The sequence below is a fragment of the Brevundimonas sp. GW456-12-10-14-LB3 genome (assembly GCF_059424365.1).
The window spans coordinates 32,351-47,231 of sequence record NZ_JBWKZJ010000012.1 but is presented as its reverse complement, the minus strand read 5'-3'; the positions used below and the strand labels follow the sequence as shown (position 1 = coordinate 47,231).

The window sequence follows — 14,881 nt, the reverse complement described above, 5'->3', positions numbered from 1 at the left end:
GGGCGGAGGGTGCGCCTCCGCCCAGGATCAATCAAGTCTCAGCCCTTGGGCTTGCCCTTGAACCCGTCCTTCTTGAACCCGTCCTTCTTGAAGCCCGGCTTGGCCTTGAACGGCTTCTTGGCGAAGGGCTTGTCGCCCGCCGCATTCGACCGCGGATTGGCGGCGCCGTCGGTCTTGGGCGCCCAGGGCTTCTTCTTGAACGGCGGACGGGCGTCGCCCTCCCCGCCTTCGGCGCGCTTGTAGGGCGTCTTCTTGAAGGGGCGGTCGCCGTCCTCGCGCGGCTTGCCGGCGTAGCGGGACGCCTTCATCGACCCCGGCGTGGGCGCTTCCGACGGCGTGATCTTCACCTCTTCCTTCGAGGCGGCGATCGCCTCGCGGAAGGCCTTTTCATGGGTCTTGGCGATCTCGAACCGGGTCTCTTCAGGGAAGGTGCGGATCGAGCCGATCTGGGGTTTGGAAATGCCGCCAATGCGGCAGATCAGGGGGATCAGCCATTTGGGGTCGGCGTTCTTGTTGCGGCCCACGTCCAGGCGGAACCAGACCACCTCATCGGCGCCCAGGCGTTCGCCGGGCCAGGGCTGGGCGGCGGTCCCGTCGTCGGTGCGCGCGGCCCGGTCGCGCTTGGCCGGTCCGCGATCGGCGCCCGGATCGGACAGTTCTTCCGGCGCCGGCTGTTCCTTGCGCAGCAGGCGAACCAGGGCGGCGGCGATCTCGTCGGGCGTGCGCTCGGCGATCATCCGCTTGGCGACGATCATGTCCTCGTCCGACACCTCGGCCTCGAAATGCGACGGCGACAGCAGACGGTCCTCATCGGCCTTGCGGATCTCGTCGAAGGTGGGCGCGCCGGACCAGACGGCGTCGATCCCCGCCTCGTCCATCAGCCGCTCGGCCTTGCGACGGCGCGAGTGGGGCACCAGCATGACCGAAACGCCCTTCTTGCCCGCCCGCCCGGTGCGGCCCGAACGGTGCAGCAGGCCGGCGCGGTTCATCGGCAGTTCGGCGTGGATGACCAGGCCCAGATCGGGCAGGTCGAGCCCACGCGCGGCCACGTCGGTGGCGACACAGACGCGGGCGCGTCCGTCCCGCAGCGACTGCAGCGCGTCGGTCCGTTCGCGCTGGCCCATTTCGCCGGACAGGCTGACGGTCGAGAAGCCGCGCTCCAGCAGCGACGACTGCAGGTGACGCACCGAATCCCGCGTCGAGCAGAAGACCATGGCCCGCGGCGCCTCGAACCAGCGCAGGGTGTTGACCACGGCGTGTTCGATCTCATTGGGGGCGATGCGATAGGCGCGATATTCGATGTCGGCGTGCTGGCGCGACTTGTCGGTGGCGTCGATGCGCACCGCGTCCTTCTGATAGCGCTTGGCCAGGGTGACGATCTCGCGCGCGATGGTGGCCGAGAACAGCAGGGTGCGGCGGCCTTCCGGCGCCTGGTCCAGAATGTGCTCCAGGTCCTCGCGGAAGCCCATGTCCAGCATCTCGTCGGCCTCGTCGAGCACCGCGACCTTCAGCTCGGACAGGTCCAGATTGCCCCGGTCGATATGGTCCTTCAGACGGCCGGGCGTGCCGACGACGATGTGGACGCCGAAGCTTAAGGCACGCGCTTCACGGCGCGCGTCCATGCCGCCGACGCAGGTGGCGATCTTGGCGCCGGAGTCGGCGTACAGCCATTGCAGCTCGGCGGCGACCTGCATGGCCAGCTCCCGCGTGGGCGCGATGGCCAGGCACAGGGGCGCGCCGCCGGGGCCGAACTGGGGACTGTCGCCCAGCAGGGTCGGCGCCGCCGCCAGGCCGAAGGCCACCGTCTTGCCCGATCCGGTCTGGGCCGAGACCAGCAGGTCGCGGTCCGCATGGCCCTCTTCCAGCACGGCGGCCTGAACCGGGGTCGGTTCGGCATAGCCCTTGTTGATCAGAGCGCGGTCGAGCGCGGGGTGAACGGCGGGAAAGGGCATCGGCTACCTGGAATGACGGACGAGGCGGTCGTCGAAACGACCGCGCCCGGCCGAGGACAGACCTCAGGCCGGGCGAATGATGGGCGCTCTATACACGGATAAAGGCTGAAGCGGGGCGGAAAACGCCGTTCACCCTGTTCCTTCAGGCGACGTTGACCTGAGGGCGACAGTCTGGCGATCAAACCCGCCTCGTTCGGAGCCTATCATGCAAGCGCTTTCCATCGCCGCCGCCGGAATGACCAGCGCCCAGATGCGGTTCGAAAACAGCGCGCGCCGCACTGCGACCGCGCCGCTCGACAACCTCGCCGAGGAAACCGTCGAACGGCTTCAGGCCAAGACCGCCTTCAGCGCCAACGCCGCCGTGGTCCGAACCGCCGACGAAATGACGGCGACCCTGCTGGACATCCTGGCCTGAGCCGCGACGCCGTTTAGAACTCTTCCCAGCCGTCGGCTTCGGGCGCCGCCTTGGGCGCAAGGGCCGCGCCGCCGCGCCCCAGGGTCTTCAAGGCCGCCGCCATATGGGGCGTAGACGCCCGCGCCGAAGCCGGAGCCGGCGCCGCCGGACGTTGCGCCGCGGACTTGGCGGGGGAGGCCTGACCCACGGTCCCGACCTTGAACCGGGCCGCAGAGGCTTGCAGGGACTGGGCTTCCTGATCCAGGGCGTGGCTGGCGGCGGTCGACTGTTCGACCATGGCCGCATTCTGCTGGGTGACCTGGTCCATCTGGTTCACGGCCGTATTGACCTGGGCCAGGCCGACCGCCTGTTCCTGGGCCGAGGCGGCGATGTCGGCCACCAGGCCGTCGATCTCGGCCACCCGGTCCACGATCCGTTGCAAAGCCTCGCCGGTCTGGCCGACCAAGGTCACGCCCGTGCCCACCTGGCTGGTGGAGGTCGAGATCAGGGTCTTGATCTCTTTCGCCGCCTCCGCCGACCGCTGGGCCAGGGCCCGGACCTCGGAGGCCACGACGGCGAAGCCGCGACCGGCCTCGCCCGCCCGCGCCGCCTCGACCCCGGCGTTCAGGGCCAGAAGATTGGTCTGGAAGGCGATCTCGTCGATGACCCCGATGATCTGGCTGATCTGCGAGGACGAGGATTCGATCGCCTGCATGGCTTCGACCGCGTCGCGGACGATGACGCCGGACGTCTCGGCGTCGCCCTTGGCGGCGTCGACGACGTCGGCCGCCTGGCGAGCGCCGGAGGCGGTCTTCTTCACCGTGGCGGTGATCTCGTCCAGGGCGGCCGCCGTCTCTTCCAGAGAGGCGGCCTGCTGTTCGGTGCGGCGCGACAGGTCGTCGGCGGCCTGGGAAATCTCGGCCGCGCCCGAACGAATGCCCGCCACATTGCCCAGGACGACGCCCATCGCCTGTTGCAGCTGGGCGATGGCGGCGTTGAAGTCGGACTTGAGCTGGGCGGCCTTGGGCGCGAACTCGGTTTCGATCCGATAGGTCAGGTCGCCGTTGGACATGGCCGACAGCCCCTCGGCCAGGGCCGTAAGCGCGATCCGATCCTCCTCGGCGATCCGGGCCTTTTCGGCTTCATTGGCGCGATGTTCGGCCTCGCTGACCGCCCGCTGCGACTGGGCCTCGGCTTCCAGCCGGGCCTTTTCGACGGCGTTGTCGCGGAAGGTGCCGACGGCCGCGGCCATCCGGCCGATCTCGTCGCCACGCTCCTGGGCCGGGATGGAGACCTTCAGATCGCCGCCGGCCAGCTGCGCCATGGCGCGGGTCATGGCGACGATCGGCTGGCTGAGCGCCCGGACCAGCCAGACCGTCATGGCGGCGGCGACCAGCAGGGCCAGGATCCCGCCGACGACCAGGGCCGCATAGCCCCGTCCGAAAGCCGCCTTCTTGGCGGCGCTTCTCTGACTCAGCACCGCATCGGCGGCCTGATCGACAGCGGTGACGGCGGCGCGAATGTCCTTCAGGTCCGCCGTCTGCAACAGCCGCGCTTCGGCCTGGAGCCGGGTCGCCGGATCGGCGGCCTGGGCTATCAGCCCCTGCGACTGCTGGTGAAAGGCGTCGCTGGCGGCCTTCAGCGCCTGATGCTGGGCGGCGTAGACATGATCGGCGTCGCTGGCGTCCAGGGCCTGGGCCGCCTGGTCGAAGGCGGCCTTGCGCGCCAGATAGTCCCGTCGCGCCGTCTCCTGGCCCGTCGCCACATAGGCGCGCAGGGCGTTTTGCTGTTCGACGGCGGCGGCCAGGGTCAGAGTGGCCGCCTCGCTGATCTGATAGGCGGACCGTTCGGCCGTGTCCGACCGTTGCAGCGTCACCAGGCTGAACAGGACGACCAGGGTCGCCACGCCGCACGCGCTCATCATCGCCCCGAGCGCGATCATCAGCTTGATGGATATGGACAAGGACTTGAACACGACCGGCTCCGAAAGCGGTTAACCCGTCGCAACTACCGGACAAGCCTTACCAAACCTTCTAAGGCGACGCTTCCAATCCGGCCTTTTCTGGTAGGTGGAAATACCCAGTGAACTGTTCGAAGACCGCCCGGTCGCCGACGATCCTCAGCCCGCCTTCGGCCTCAAGCGCCGCCGTCGGAACCTTGCCGTAAACGGCCGCCGCCACCAGTTCGGGGCGGGTGGTCAGGACCACGGCGGTGTCGTCGATCGGCCCCCGCCGCGCGTCCAGACCGCCGTCCCGGATCTCAACCCGGAAGGTCTCGTCTTCAAAGACGAAGCCCAGGACCAGGGCGGCGTCGCCGGCCAGGGCGGGATCGAACATGGTCTTGAACGACAGCATGATCGAGACGGCGCTGATCGGCAGGGTCGGATCATGCTGGGGCGACCGCGCCGCCCAGCGCCCCAGGACGATGAAGACCGGCTCGATCTCCAGCCCCCAGTCGGTCAGCTCATAGACCTGGACCGAGGCGGGCGGCGGCAGTTTGCGACGCCGCAGAACTCCCGACGCCTCCAGCCCCTCCAGCCTCTGGGTCAGGACATTGGCCGATATGCCGTGCAGGTCCTTCTTCAGATCGCCGAACCGGCGCGGGCCCAGCATCAGCTCGCGCACGACCAGCAGGGCCCAGCGTTCGCCGATCAGATCCAGCCCATGGGCGGCCCCGCAGGCGTCATGATAACGACGCCCTGGCTTTGCAGTTACTTTTTCTAACTTCATTATTGACTATTCTAACTACCAAAGGCACGGTCCGCAAAGAGGGAGAGGACCGCCGCATGACCCAACTGATCTTCATCAACCTGCCCGTCGCCGACCTTGACCGTTCGATCGCCTTTTATGAAGCCGTCGGGGCGACGAAAAACCCGATGTTCAGCGATGAGACGGCCGCCTGTATGGTGGTGTCGGACGTGATCCACGTCATGCTGCTGACCCACGACAAGTGGCGCAGCTTCACCGACCGGGCCATTCCCGACGCCCAGGTCTCGGCCCAGATGCTGCTGTGCCTGTCGCGCGAGGACAAGGCGGCGGTGGATGCGACGGTCGCCCAGGCCGCCGGCGCCGGGGGTCTGCCCGACCCCAACAGCCCCCAGGATTACGGCTTCATGTACGGCCGCAGCTACGCCGATCCCGACGGCCATATCTGGGAGGTCATGTGGATGGACCCCACAGCCGTCGCCGCCGGGCCCGAGGCCTTCGCCGCCCATGACCTGACGCCGGCCTGAGGCGGAGATCGTCATGTCCGAGATTTTCGAACTCCGCATCAGCCGCCTGATCAGGGCCGCGCCGGAAACGGTCTGGAACGTCTATACGCAACGCACCGCCGAATGGTTCTGCCCCCGCCCCTGGACCACGCCGGTGGTGGACTGGGACCTGCGCGTCGGCGGCCGGGCCAATGTCGAAATGGCCTCGCCCGAGGGGGAGCGTCATCCCTATTCCGGCGTCTTCCTGGAGGTGGTTCCGGGCCGCAGACTGGTCTCGACCGGCGCCTTCACCGAGGGCTGGGTTCCCCAGGCCGGCGAGATGAACTTCGTCCGCATCGACACCTTCGAGGCCGAGGACGATGCGACCCTCTACACCGCCGTCGCCCGCCATTGGGACGAAAAGGCCATGTCGGCGCACCGAGCCATGGGCTTCGAACAGGGCTGGGCCGCCGTCGCCGATCAACTGGCCGAACTGGCCGAGGGCGTGGCGTGATGGCCGACAAGATCGTTCCCTGCCTGTGGTTCGACGGCGAGGCGGAAGCCGCCACCGCCTTCTATGTGTCGCTTCTGCCCGACAGCCGTATCACCGCCGTCAACCGCTCGCCGGTCGACACGCCGTCCGGCCCGGCCGGTTCGGTCCTGACGGTGCAGTTCGTCCTGGCGGGCCGTGAGTATCTGGCCCTGAACGGAGGGCCGAACTTCCGTTTCACCGAGGCCGTCTCCTTCATGGTGATGACCGAGGATCAGGCCGAAACCGACCGGCTGTGGGACGCCCTGACCGCTGACGGCGGCCGCGAGAACGCCTGCGGCTGGTTGAAGGACCGTTGGGGCCTGTCGTGGCAGATAACGCCTCGGCGCCTGGTGGAACTGACGACCGACCCCGATCCCGCCCGCGCCAAGGCCGCCATGCAGGCCATGATGGAGATGATCAAGATCGACGTCGCGGCCCTGGAACGCGCCGTCGCCGACCTCTGAACCCTCAGCAAAGGACGACCCCATGACCTATGTGACCGGCTTCCTGACCCCCGTGAAATCCGAGGACAAGGCGCGCTACGTCAAGTCCGCCCAGGCCTCCTGGCCCCTGTTTCAGAAATACGGCGCCCTGTCCCAGGTCGAGACCTGGGGCGAGGACGTGCCCGACGGCAAGCTGACCAGCTTTCCCATGGCCGTAAAGCTGGAGCCGGGCGAGGTGGTGGTCTTCTCCTGGGTCACCTGGCCCGACCGCGCCACCGCCGACGCCTGCTGGGCGCAGATGGAGACCGACCCCGGCTTCGCCGAGATGGACATGCCCTTCGACGGCAAGCGGATGATGTGGGGCGGTTTCGAAACCATCTTCCAGTCATAGGGGCTCAGCGGCGCGCCGCCTTCAGGGCCGCCGTCAGGGCCTTGCGGCGTTTTGCATGGGTCCGCTCCCGCTCGGCCTGTTCGTCCTCCAAGGCCTTCAGCCGATCCGCCAGATCCGCCATCGCCTGCTGATGTTCGGCGTCCAGGGTCTCAAGCTCGGCTTCCAGCCGCTGGATCTTGGCGCGCCGGGCCTTGGACGGACCGGCGGCCTTCTTCGGTCCGGCCGCCTTCTTGATCTTGCCGACGTCGATGGCCAGGCCGCGTTCGATCACCTCGCCTGGAGCGGCTAAGGCCGCCTCATAGTCGGGGCCGCCGCTCAGTTCGCTGGCCAGGCCCGTGGCGAACAGATCCTGTTTGGAGCCCCAGGCCTCCAGCGCCTTGGGCCGCGAGCTGACCGCGACCGTGAAGGCGTGAAACCCGTCCGACCAGGTGAAGACCTTCAACCGTTTCGCCATGCGCCTCTCCCGGCCGACGGCCCGACTCGGCGCCGTCTCAGCGGCAGAAACGTGTGTCGGTCGCTTCCAGATGCAGATGGTCGAAATGGACGGCGTTGTAGTCTGGGCTCAGCACCGTGCCGAAGATGCGGCAGGCGTCGTCGCGGATACGGCGCAGGAATCGGGCCTCGGGCGCATCGCCGCTCCAATCCTTCGTCACCGTGATCCGCCGCCCGTCCCTCAGCCGCACCCCGGCGAAGTCCAGGGCGGCCGCCTGGGCGTGGGCGCTGATCCGGCTGGAGCCCACGCCGTTGTTCACATTGCGACAGGCGTAGGCGCCCATATGGTCGATCTGGACCACGTCCGACCCCAGGATTTCGCGCGCCGCCGGTTCCAGCGACTGACGCCGCCAGACGCTCAGCGCCAGGGCGGTCTGGCAGGTCATCTCGACGTCGCCGGGCGCCATCCGCGCCACCGTCCCCAGGTCCGGCCCCAGCACCCCGCCCTGTCTCAGGCCGCAGACGGCCGAGTTCTGCCGATCCGGCACGGGGCTGAACCGCACCCGCGCCGCGGTCAGCTGGGCCATGCACCGCCCCAGCTCAGAGCCTTCGCGCACCACCGCCGCCTGGGTGCCCCCGTCGATCGGCCGGTCGATCAGCCCCCCGATGAGAGGCGCCGCCGTCTGGCCCGGATAGGGCGACGGCCGCAAGGGCTCCGGCGCGCGCCGGACGCAGCCGGCCAAAATCAGCAGGAGCGAAAGGCCGGCGCAAAGGCGCATCAGACGAGGCGACGAGGACATGGCTCCGGTCCTAGCCGATTCCCGCCGGGTCCGGCGGTCACGAGGCGGAGAGCCGCCTATCGCCGCTCTTCCGACACGCCCTTGGCCCGACAGCGGTCCGAGCAGAACCGCACACGATCCCAGTCCCGCGCCCATTTCTTGCGCCAGACGAACGGCAGGCCGCAGGCGGCGCAGACCTTCTGCGGCAGATCGGCCTTGGCCGGCGCCGTGCCCAGATTGACGTGTTTGCGGCCCATCCGGTCCTCTATTTGAAACGGCGGGCGAGGGACCGCGCCGCCATTGTTGCGAAACACTCTCAACCTTGCTACAGGGCGCACGTCGCCTCGGCGGCCGTAAGCGTCTCACGTCAGGCAACGCATCCATCCCGGTCTTCGGCCGGGGCCGGTTCGTCCGGCGGATGCCCGCGCCGAAGACCTGAGTTTAAGAGAGACGCAAACCATGCACCCTCATCCCGCCGTCGTCCGGTTCCGACGCCTGCCCGCCCGCTACGCCGGACTGGTCATGCCGCTGATCCTGTCGCTGATCATGACCTTTGTGGTCTCAGCCATCGCCACCGCTCGAACCCTGGGCTTCGCCCCGGCCTTTCCCAGCGCGTGGATGCAGGCCTGGGGCCTGTCCTGGCTGATCGCCTTCCCGGTCCTGCTGCTGATCCTGCCCCTGGTCCGGCGCATCGTCGCAGCCCTGGTCGAGCCCGCCCGCTGAACGAAAAAGGGGCGGCCCTTTCGGCGCCGCCCCTGATCGTCTTCAGCTGTCCAGGAAGGACCGCAGCTTGCGCGACCGGCTGGGGTGTTTCAGCTTGCGCAGGGCCTTGGCCTCGATCTGACGGATCCGTTCGCGCGTCACCGAGAACTGCTGGCCGACTTCTTCCAGCGTGTGGTCGGTGTTCATGCCGATGCCGAAGCGCATGCGCAGCACCCGTTCCTCGCGCGGCGTCAGGGACGCCAGGACGCGGGTGGTGGTCTCGCGCAGGTTCGACTGGATGGCGGCGTCGATCGGCAGGACGGCGTTCTTGTCCTCGATGAAGTCGCCCAGGTGCGAATCCTCTTCGTCCCCGATCGGGGTCTCCAGGCTGATCGGCTCCTTGGCGATCTTCAGGACCTTGCGCACCTTCTCCAGCGGCATGGCCAGCTTTTCGGCCAGTTCTTCCGGGGTCGGCTCGCGGCCGATCTCGTGCAGCATCTGGCGGCTGGTGCGGACGATCTTGTTGATCGTCTCGATCATGTGCACCGGGATGCGGATGGTGCGCGCCTGGTCGGCGATCGAGCGGGTGATCGCCTGACGGATCCACCAGGTGGCGTAGGTCGAGAACTTGTAGCCGCGGCGGTACTCGAACTTGTCGACCGCCTTCATCAGGCCGATGTTGCCCTCCTGGATCAGGTCCAGGAACTGCAGGCCGCGGTTGGTGTATTTCTTGGCGATGGAGATGACGAGGCGCAGGTTGGCCTCGACCATTTCCTTCTTGGCTTGCCGCGCTTCGCGTTCGCCCTTCTGCACCGTCTGGACGATGCGGCGATAGTCGTCGATCGGCAGGCCGGCCTCCAGGGCCACGGCGGCGACGTCGGCGCGGATGGTCGCGATCTGGCCGGCTTCGTTCTCGCTGAACTTGGTCCAGCGCACGCCCTGGTCCTTGATCCGGTCGGTCCAGGTCGGGTCCAGTTCGGAGCCGAAATAGGCCTTCAGGAACTCAGGCCGCGAAATGCCGTAGCTGTCGGCCAGACGCAGCAGACGGCCTTCCAGACCAATCAGGCGCTTGTTGATCGCATACAGCTGCTCGACCAGGGCCTCGATGCGGTTGTTGTTCAACTTCATCGTCTTCAGACGATCCGAAATGGTCGTCGTCAGGGTCTGATAGGTCTTTTCGTCCTTGGCGCTCAGGGTCTCGCCCTTCAGCCGGGCCTGGACCAGCTTGTCCTGCAACGCACGGAAGGCGCCGAAGTCGGCGGCGATGGCGTTCAGAACCTCCATCACCCCGTCGCGCAGCTCGGCCTCCAGAGCCGAGATCGACATGCCGCCGCCGTCGTCGAAGTCGTCCTCGTCCTCGTCGTCGGATTCGGGCTTGTCCTCGGCGACCGGCTTGTCCTCGGCCTCTTCCTCCTCTTCGCCCTCAGGCTGGGCGGCGCCCGGCAGGGAGGAGGGGTTGAGCACGCCGTAGGTGGCGTCCAGGTCGATGACCTCGCGCAGCAGGATGCGGTTGTTCTCCAGCTCGTCGCGCCAGACCATGATGGCCTCAAAGGTCAGGGCGCTTTCGCACAGACCCGAGATCATGGCGTCGCGGCCAGCCTCGATCCGCTTGGCGATGGCGATCTCGCCCTCGCGGCTCAAGAGTTCGACCGAACCCATCTCGCGCAGATACATCCGCACCGGGTCGTCGGTGCGGTCATAGGCGGCCTTGGCGGGGGTTTCGGCCACGCCGGTGGAGGCGGCGGCGGCGACGTCGGTGGACTGCTGCTCCTGCGCGTCCTCCTCGGCCTCGACGACGTTGACGCCCATTTCCGACAGCATGGCCAGGGTGTCTTCGATGGCGTCGGGGGTGACTTCTTCGGACGGCAGGACCTTGTTCAGCTCCTCCATCGTCACATAGCCGCGCGCCTTGGCCTGTTTGATGAATTTCTTGACGCCGGCGTCGGTCAGATCGAGCAGGGGGCCATCGGTCGAAACCTCGGTGTCCTGCGTCTCGGTCTGTGCGTTCATAGTCAGTCTGTCTCCGGCCGGAGGGGTGATCAGTCCACCCCGGCGAAAATACAATGCCTGGCGAGGCGTAAGGTTACGCGCCCGCGCTGTCTTCCCAAATCGTCCCGGCTTTGATCGCACGGCGAAGCACATCCCGCGCAGCTGCCGCCGACGGAACCCCCTCATCCCGCCCCGACGCCTCTCGCGCCGGGACCGAGGCGTCGTCAAACGCCTGCGACCATCGGACCCTTGCCTCGGCGAGGGGCGCATTTGCGGCCAGGAATGGCGCGCCGGACTTCGCCGCCGCCTTCTCGACCTCGCGCACTAAGGCGTCATGATCCGATTGCGCCAGATGGCGTCGCAAGCGGGCGGAGTCAAGGCCGCCCTACGGCTCGCGCAACCAGTTTTCGACGCGCAGACCCGGAACGCGGGAAAACTCCCGCTCATTGTCGGTGACGAGGATGCAGTCCAGCGCCAGGGCGTGGGCGGCGATCAGCAGGTCGTTGGCGCTGATGCTCGCCCCTGACCTTTCCAGCGCCTGGCGAGTCCGCGCATAGGCGCGATCAGCCGGCGCATCGAAGGGCAGGACCGGGATGTCGGCCAAAATCGCCTCCAACTGGCCCGAAAGTCTTGCGGACCCGCGCTTTTCAGCGCCGAACCGCAACTCGGCCGCAACGATGATGCTGGTCGCGGCGTCTTCCAAACGCAGACTGAACTGTTGAGCCACTTGCCCATGCGGATTGCGCACCAGATCCGAAAGCGCGTTCGTATCCAGCAGATAGAGGATCAAAAGCGGACAGGGCTCGAAGGCAGGTCGTCTATAGGAGCGAAGTCCTCCTCGATCGGCTCGAGGCGCGCCAGGGTGTCGAGCAGTCTGTGCCGATTCGACGCCTGTCCCCGTTCGATGATCAACCGCTCCCCCTCCTGACGCACCACGGCGTCCGCCGGAACGGCGACGCCGCTCGGCAGGTGGACGACCTGATGGTCGCCTTCGCGGGTGATCCTGACGGGTTGGGAGCCATCCATGGGGCGAGACTACTCCAGATCGTCAAGCCCGCCAATCGGCGCGGCTCAGACCAGGGTCGTCCAGAAGTCGGGGGCCGCGAACGAGCGGGTGATGGCGTCCCGCTCGGCCTTCAGCCGGATCAGAGCCTCGATGCCCGTCCCCTGGCCCAGGTCCTGTTTCGCCGTCTCTATGGCGCGCGACAGGGCGGCGAGGTGGGTCATCAGACCGAACACCTTCAGCCATTGGGCGCGCGATTCCGCCACGGTAAGGTCGGACGACAGAAAGGCGGCGCCGGACTTGGACGCCGCCTTCTCGATCTCTTTCAACAGCGGATCAAAGCCGGAGTCACGCAGCCGATGTCGCACCACGGCCGCGTCCGACGCCTGGCCCGACAGCCGCAGCCGCACCAGCTCCTGGGCCAACCCCTCCAGGGCTGCGTCGCCAAATCCCTGAACGCTGACTTCTTCCAGATGATCGTCCAGCCGCTCGATGTCGTCGATCGCGGCATAGGCCAGGGCCGCCGCCACCGGACTGACGGCGCGGAACAGCGACTGCATGGCCTGGGCCCCCTCGACGGTCTGGCCCAGCTTCGGCGGCGGGCCGAAACGGCCCCGCCCCTGCCCCGGCGTCCAGGGCGCGCGCGGAGGGTTGCGGGGAAACAGGGCGTCGAACCGGTCGAACAGGTCGCGGCGATACTGTTCCGCCAGATCCTTGTCCTGAATGGCGCCGGCCGCCGCCCGCAGCCGCGCCTTGAACCCGGCCTTGCGCTCGGGCGTGTCCAGCGGCTCCACATCCTGTTCGCGACGGAACAGAACCTCGGCGAAACCATGGGTCTCGGCCAAGGCCTGGCGCAGGGCCGGCGCCCCCTTGTCGCGCAGTATGTCGTCGGGGTCCTGCCCGCCGCTGAGCAGGGCGAAGCGGAACGATCGCCCCGGCTTCAGCAGCGGCAACGACCGTTCGATGGCGCGATAGGCGGCCCGCAGGCCCGCCGCATCCCCGTCGAAACACAGCACCGGCTCATGGCTGACCCGCCACAGCCGCTCCATCTGTTCTTCGGTCAGGGCCGTGCCCATGGGGGCCACGGCCGGCAGGCCCGCGCGCTGGCAGGCGATGACGTCCATATAGCCCTCGACCACGATGATCGGCTGGTCGTTCCGGCTCTCGGCCCCCAGAATGCGCCGCGCCTCGGGCAGGCCGTAGAGGGTGGAGCCCTTGTGAAACAGCGGGCTTTCCGGCCCGTTCAGATATTTGGCCCGGTCGTCGGGGTTCATGGCCCGGCCGCCGAAGCTGACGATCCGCCCCCGCGCGTCCAGAATGGGGAAGATCAGCCGGTCGCGGAACCGGTCATAGGGCTGGCCGCCGCTGTCCGGCGCGATCAGCAGCCCGGCCTCGACCAGTTCGGCCGGCCGCGCCCCGCGCTGGACCAGGGCCTGTTTCAGCCCCTCGCGGTCATTGGGCGCATAGCCCAGGCCGAACCGCTCCCACTGATCCTCGGGCAGGCCGCGCTTCTCAAGATATTCGCGCGCCGCCTTGCCCGGCGTGCGGCGCAGATTGGCGGCGAACCATTTCTGGGCCAGGTCCATCCACTCGGACAGGCCTAAGCGCTTCTGCTCGCGCTCGGCCTCCTTGGGGTCTTCGGCCGGCAGCTGCATGCCCGCCTCGCCCGCCAGCCGCTGCACCGCCTCGACGAAGCTCAGCCGCTCGGTCTCCTGCAGGAAGGAGATGATGTCGCCGTGTTTGCCGGACGAGAAGTCGTGGAAGAAGCCCTTGTCGTCATTGACGAAGAAGGAGGGCGACTTCTCCTTCGAGAAGGGCGACAGGCCGACATATTCCCGCCCCTGCCGCTTGAGCTTCACCGTCCGCCCGATCACGTCGGACGGCCGAAGGCGGGCCTTCAGTTCATCGATGAATCTTTCGTCGAAACGCACACGACGATCCATAAGCCTTGCGACAGGTTCCGTCGATGTTCGGGACGATCAGGCGGTTCGTCCGGGCATCCCCCGATAGCCGAACGAACCGCCGCATCGCAGAAGGCGTAAGCCGCAGCGTCCCCCAACGCCTTGGCTAACGAAGTCCTAACGCCTCGCGGACCTTCATCTGACGTTCGACGGCGTCGGCTGTCGAGAGGCCGGCGACCGGCGTGATGCGGATCATGGCCGGACTGTGTCTTTCGCGTCGCAACGGCTTTTCAGCGGCGAGGTCCAAAGGGCACCACCTTATTGGCCGTATCGTGCCCGATATCAGCGGAGCCCAGGTAGTCTATGCCCGATCTCAGGCACCAGTATCGAACGATCTCCTCCGGAGTCTGGCCGAAATCAGGATCGTTTGGCGTGACATCGGAAACACGCCCCAGGCGAATTCCAGCCACACTTCTGATAGAAGCCTGACCCGTCAAGTGAAACATCATCCGGTCGATCCGATAGGCGGCCTCCGACACCTCCTCCAGCATCAGGACATGGCCGGTCAGATCCGGCTCCAGCGCCGTGCCGACGAGCTGGTCGATGATGGTCAGGTTGAAGGCGACGGCGGGACGCGGGTCGGCGGCCAGGGACGGCTCGATCCAGTCCGTCCGGCCCGTGGTCAGCCAGGCCAGGGCGCCTTTAGCCGTCACATCGTCCCGCACCGAATCCGAAGCCATCGGCCCATGGGCCAGATGTTCGAATCCGGCCCGGTACATGCCGGCCAACAGACTGCCCGCGTCGGAATAGCCCAGATAGCGCTTCTTGCGCGCCACCGCGTTCAGCCGGGGGATCACCGCCTCGGCGATGCGGCAAGAGCCATAGCCGCCGCGGGCGAACCAGACGGCGTCGATGCGCGGATCATTGGCGAACTCGATAAAGGCCTCGGCCCGCGCCCGGTCGTCCCCCGCGAAGTGACCGTGCTTCAAGAAGCAGGCGGGGTGGAAGACCACAGCCACGTCGCGATCCGGGTGATGTTCGGCCATCCACTGTTCGACGGCCTCGGCCCGCTCCTTTGAAAAGCGGGAACTGGCGCAGACCGCGCCGATCTTGAAGGTGTTTGCGTTCACGCCCGTCTTCTTCGTCGAAATTGCGATCCGGCTCTGGCGGATC

General features: G+C 67.5%; 17 protein-coding genes. 6 read left to right on the top strand and 11 right to left on the bottom strand.

Annotated features, from left to right (window positions below; all coding sequences use genetic code 11):
* Window positions 1–38: 38 nt before the first annotated feature.
* Window positions 39–1,952 carry a DEAD/DEAH box helicase gene (locus AC07XS_RS07215; protein WP_182714153.1) on the bottom strand — a complete coding sequence of 638 codons (1,914 nt, stop codon included), beginning with the start codon at window positions 1,950–1,952 and terminating at the stop codon, window positions 39–41.
* Between the two features lie 205 nt (window positions 1,953–2,157).
* Between AC07XS_RS07215 and AC07XS_RS07210 the strand changes: the two genes are divergently transcribed.
* Window positions 2,158–2,367, top strand: coding sequence for a flagellar basal body rod C-terminal domain-containing protein (locus tag AC07XS_RS07210; RefSeq protein WP_182714154.1), 210 nt, complete (start codon window positions 2,158–2,160; stop codon window positions 2,365–2,367).
* Window positions 2,368–2,380: 13 nt separating this feature from the next.
* Here the strand turns inward: AC07XS_RS07210 and AC07XS_RS07205 are convergent, their stop codons facing one another.
* Together AC07XS_RS07205 and AC07XS_RS07200 are read right to left on the bottom strand one after the other, a co-directional pair.
* On the bottom strand, window positions 2,381–4,288 hold the full coding sequence (locus AC07XS_RS07205; protein WP_182714174.1) for a methyl-accepting chemotaxis protein: 1,908 nt from the start codon (window positions 4,286–4,288) through the stop codon (window positions 2,381–2,383).
* Window positions 4,289–4,379: 91 nt separating this feature from the next.
* Window positions 4,380–5,075, bottom strand: coding sequence for a transcriptional regulator (locus AC07XS_RS07200; protein WP_182714155.1), 696 nt, complete (start codon window positions 5,073–5,075; stop codon window positions 4,380–4,382).
* 56 nt (window positions 5,076–5,131) lie between these two features.
* Between AC07XS_RS07200 and AC07XS_RS07195 the strand changes: the two genes are divergently transcribed.
* The 4 genes from AC07XS_RS07195 to AC07XS_RS07180 are packed head-to-tail and all read left to right on the top strand — an operon-like array spanning window position 5,132 to window position 6,902.
* On the top strand, window positions 5,132–5,578 hold the full coding sequence (locus AC07XS_RS07195; protein ID WP_054764799.1) for a VOC family protein: 447 nt from the start codon (window positions 5,132–5,134) through the stop codon (window positions 5,576–5,578).
* 13 nt (window positions 5,579–5,591) lie between these two features.
* The gene (locus AC07XS_RS07190) at window positions 5,592–6,050 is read left to right on the top strand and encodes an SRPBCC family protein (protein ID WP_054764798.1); all 459 of its coding nucleotides are present in this window, start codon (window positions 5,592–5,594) and stop codon (window positions 6,048–6,050) included.
* The gene (locus AC07XS_RS07185) at window positions 6,050–6,532 is read left to right on the top strand and encodes a VOC family protein (RefSeq protein WP_152949551.1); all 483 of its coding nucleotides are present in this window, start codon (window positions 6,050–6,052) and stop codon (window positions 6,530–6,532) included. Before AC07XS_RS07190 ends, AC07XS_RS07185 begins: the two co-directional genes overlap by 1 nt.
* 22 nt (window positions 6,533–6,554) lie before the next feature.
* A complete protein-coding gene (locus AC07XS_RS07180) occupies window positions 6,555–6,902 on the top strand; it encodes a DUF1428 domain-containing protein (protein WP_054764796.1) in 348 nt (115 codons plus the stop codon).
* A gap of 4 nt (window positions 6,903–6,906) precedes the next feature.
* On the opposite strand, the gene AC07XS_RS07175 is transcribed toward AC07XS_RS07180, so the two are convergent.
* Genes AC07XS_RS07175 through AC07XS_RS07165 form a run of 3 tightly spaced genes read right to left on the bottom strand, consistent with a single transcriptional unit; the run spans window position 6,907 to window position 8,370 of the window.
* Entirely contained in the window at window positions 6,907–7,356 is a 450-nt protein-coding gene (locus tag AC07XS_RS07175; protein WP_152949550.1) for a hypothetical protein, read from the bottom strand.
* Between the two features lie 37 nt (window positions 7,357–7,393).
* Window positions 7,394–8,134: an extensin-like domain-containing protein gene (locus AC07XS_RS07170; protein WP_182714156.1), complete on the bottom strand. Its 741-nt coding sequence runs from the start codon at window positions 8,132–8,134 to the stop codon at window positions 7,394–7,396.
* Between the two features lie 56 nt (window positions 8,135–8,190).
* Window positions 8,191–8,370 carry a DUF2256 domain-containing protein gene (locus AC07XS_RS07165; protein WP_152949548.1) on the bottom strand — a complete coding sequence of 60 codons (180 nt, stop codon included), beginning with the start codon at window positions 8,368–8,370 and terminating at the stop codon, window positions 8,191–8,193.
* A 202-nt stretch (window positions 8,371–8,572) separates the two neighbouring features.
* Here AC07XS_RS07165 and AC07XS_RS07160 point away from each other — a divergent pair, with 202 nt between their 5' ends.
* Entirely contained in the window at window positions 8,573–8,836 is a 264-nt protein-coding gene (locus AC07XS_RS07160) for a DUF2798 domain-containing protein (RefSeq protein WP_054764792.1), read from the top strand.
* A 42-nt stretch (window positions 8,837–8,878) separates the two neighbouring features.
* Here the strand turns inward: AC07XS_RS07160 and rpoD are convergent, their stop codons facing one another.
* The 5 genes from rpoD to AC07XS_RS07135 all read right to left on the bottom strand — a co-directional run bounded on the left by rpoD (window position 8,879) and on the right by AC07XS_RS07135 (window position 14,838).
* Window positions 8,879–10,825: an RNA polymerase sigma factor RpoD gene (gene rpoD / locus AC07XS_RS07155; protein WP_182714157.1), complete on the bottom strand. Its 1,947-nt coding sequence runs from the start codon at window positions 10,823–10,825 to the stop codon at window positions 8,879–8,881.
* 364 nt (window positions 10,826–11,189) lie between these two features.
* Window positions 11,190–11,594, bottom strand: coding sequence for a type II toxin-antitoxin system VapC family toxin (locus AC07XS_RS07150; protein ID WP_182714158.1), 405 nt, complete (start codon window positions 11,592–11,594; stop codon window positions 11,190–11,192).
* Window positions 11,591–11,830 carry a hypothetical protein gene (locus AC07XS_RS07145; RefSeq protein WP_182714159.1) on the bottom strand — a complete coding sequence of 80 codons (240 nt, stop codon included), beginning with the start codon at window positions 11,828–11,830 and terminating at the stop codon, window positions 11,591–11,593. The genes AC07XS_RS07150 and AC07XS_RS07145 overlap by 4 nt, the downstream gene beginning before the upstream one ends.
* A gap of 45 nt (window positions 11,831–11,875) precedes the next feature.
* Window positions 11,876–13,738 (bottom strand): DNA primase, encoded by a 1,863-nt coding sequence (dnaG, locus tag AC07XS_RS07140; protein ID WP_321208036.1) that lies wholly within the window; start codon window positions 13,736–13,738, stop codon window positions 11,876–11,878.
* Between the two features lie 260 nt (window positions 13,739–13,998).
* Window positions 13,999–14,838: an LD-carboxypeptidase gene (locus AC07XS_RS07135; protein WP_182714161.1), complete on the bottom strand. Its 840-nt coding sequence runs from the start codon at window positions 14,836–14,838 to the stop codon at window positions 13,999–14,001.
* Window positions 14,839–14,881 lie beyond the last annotated feature (43 nt).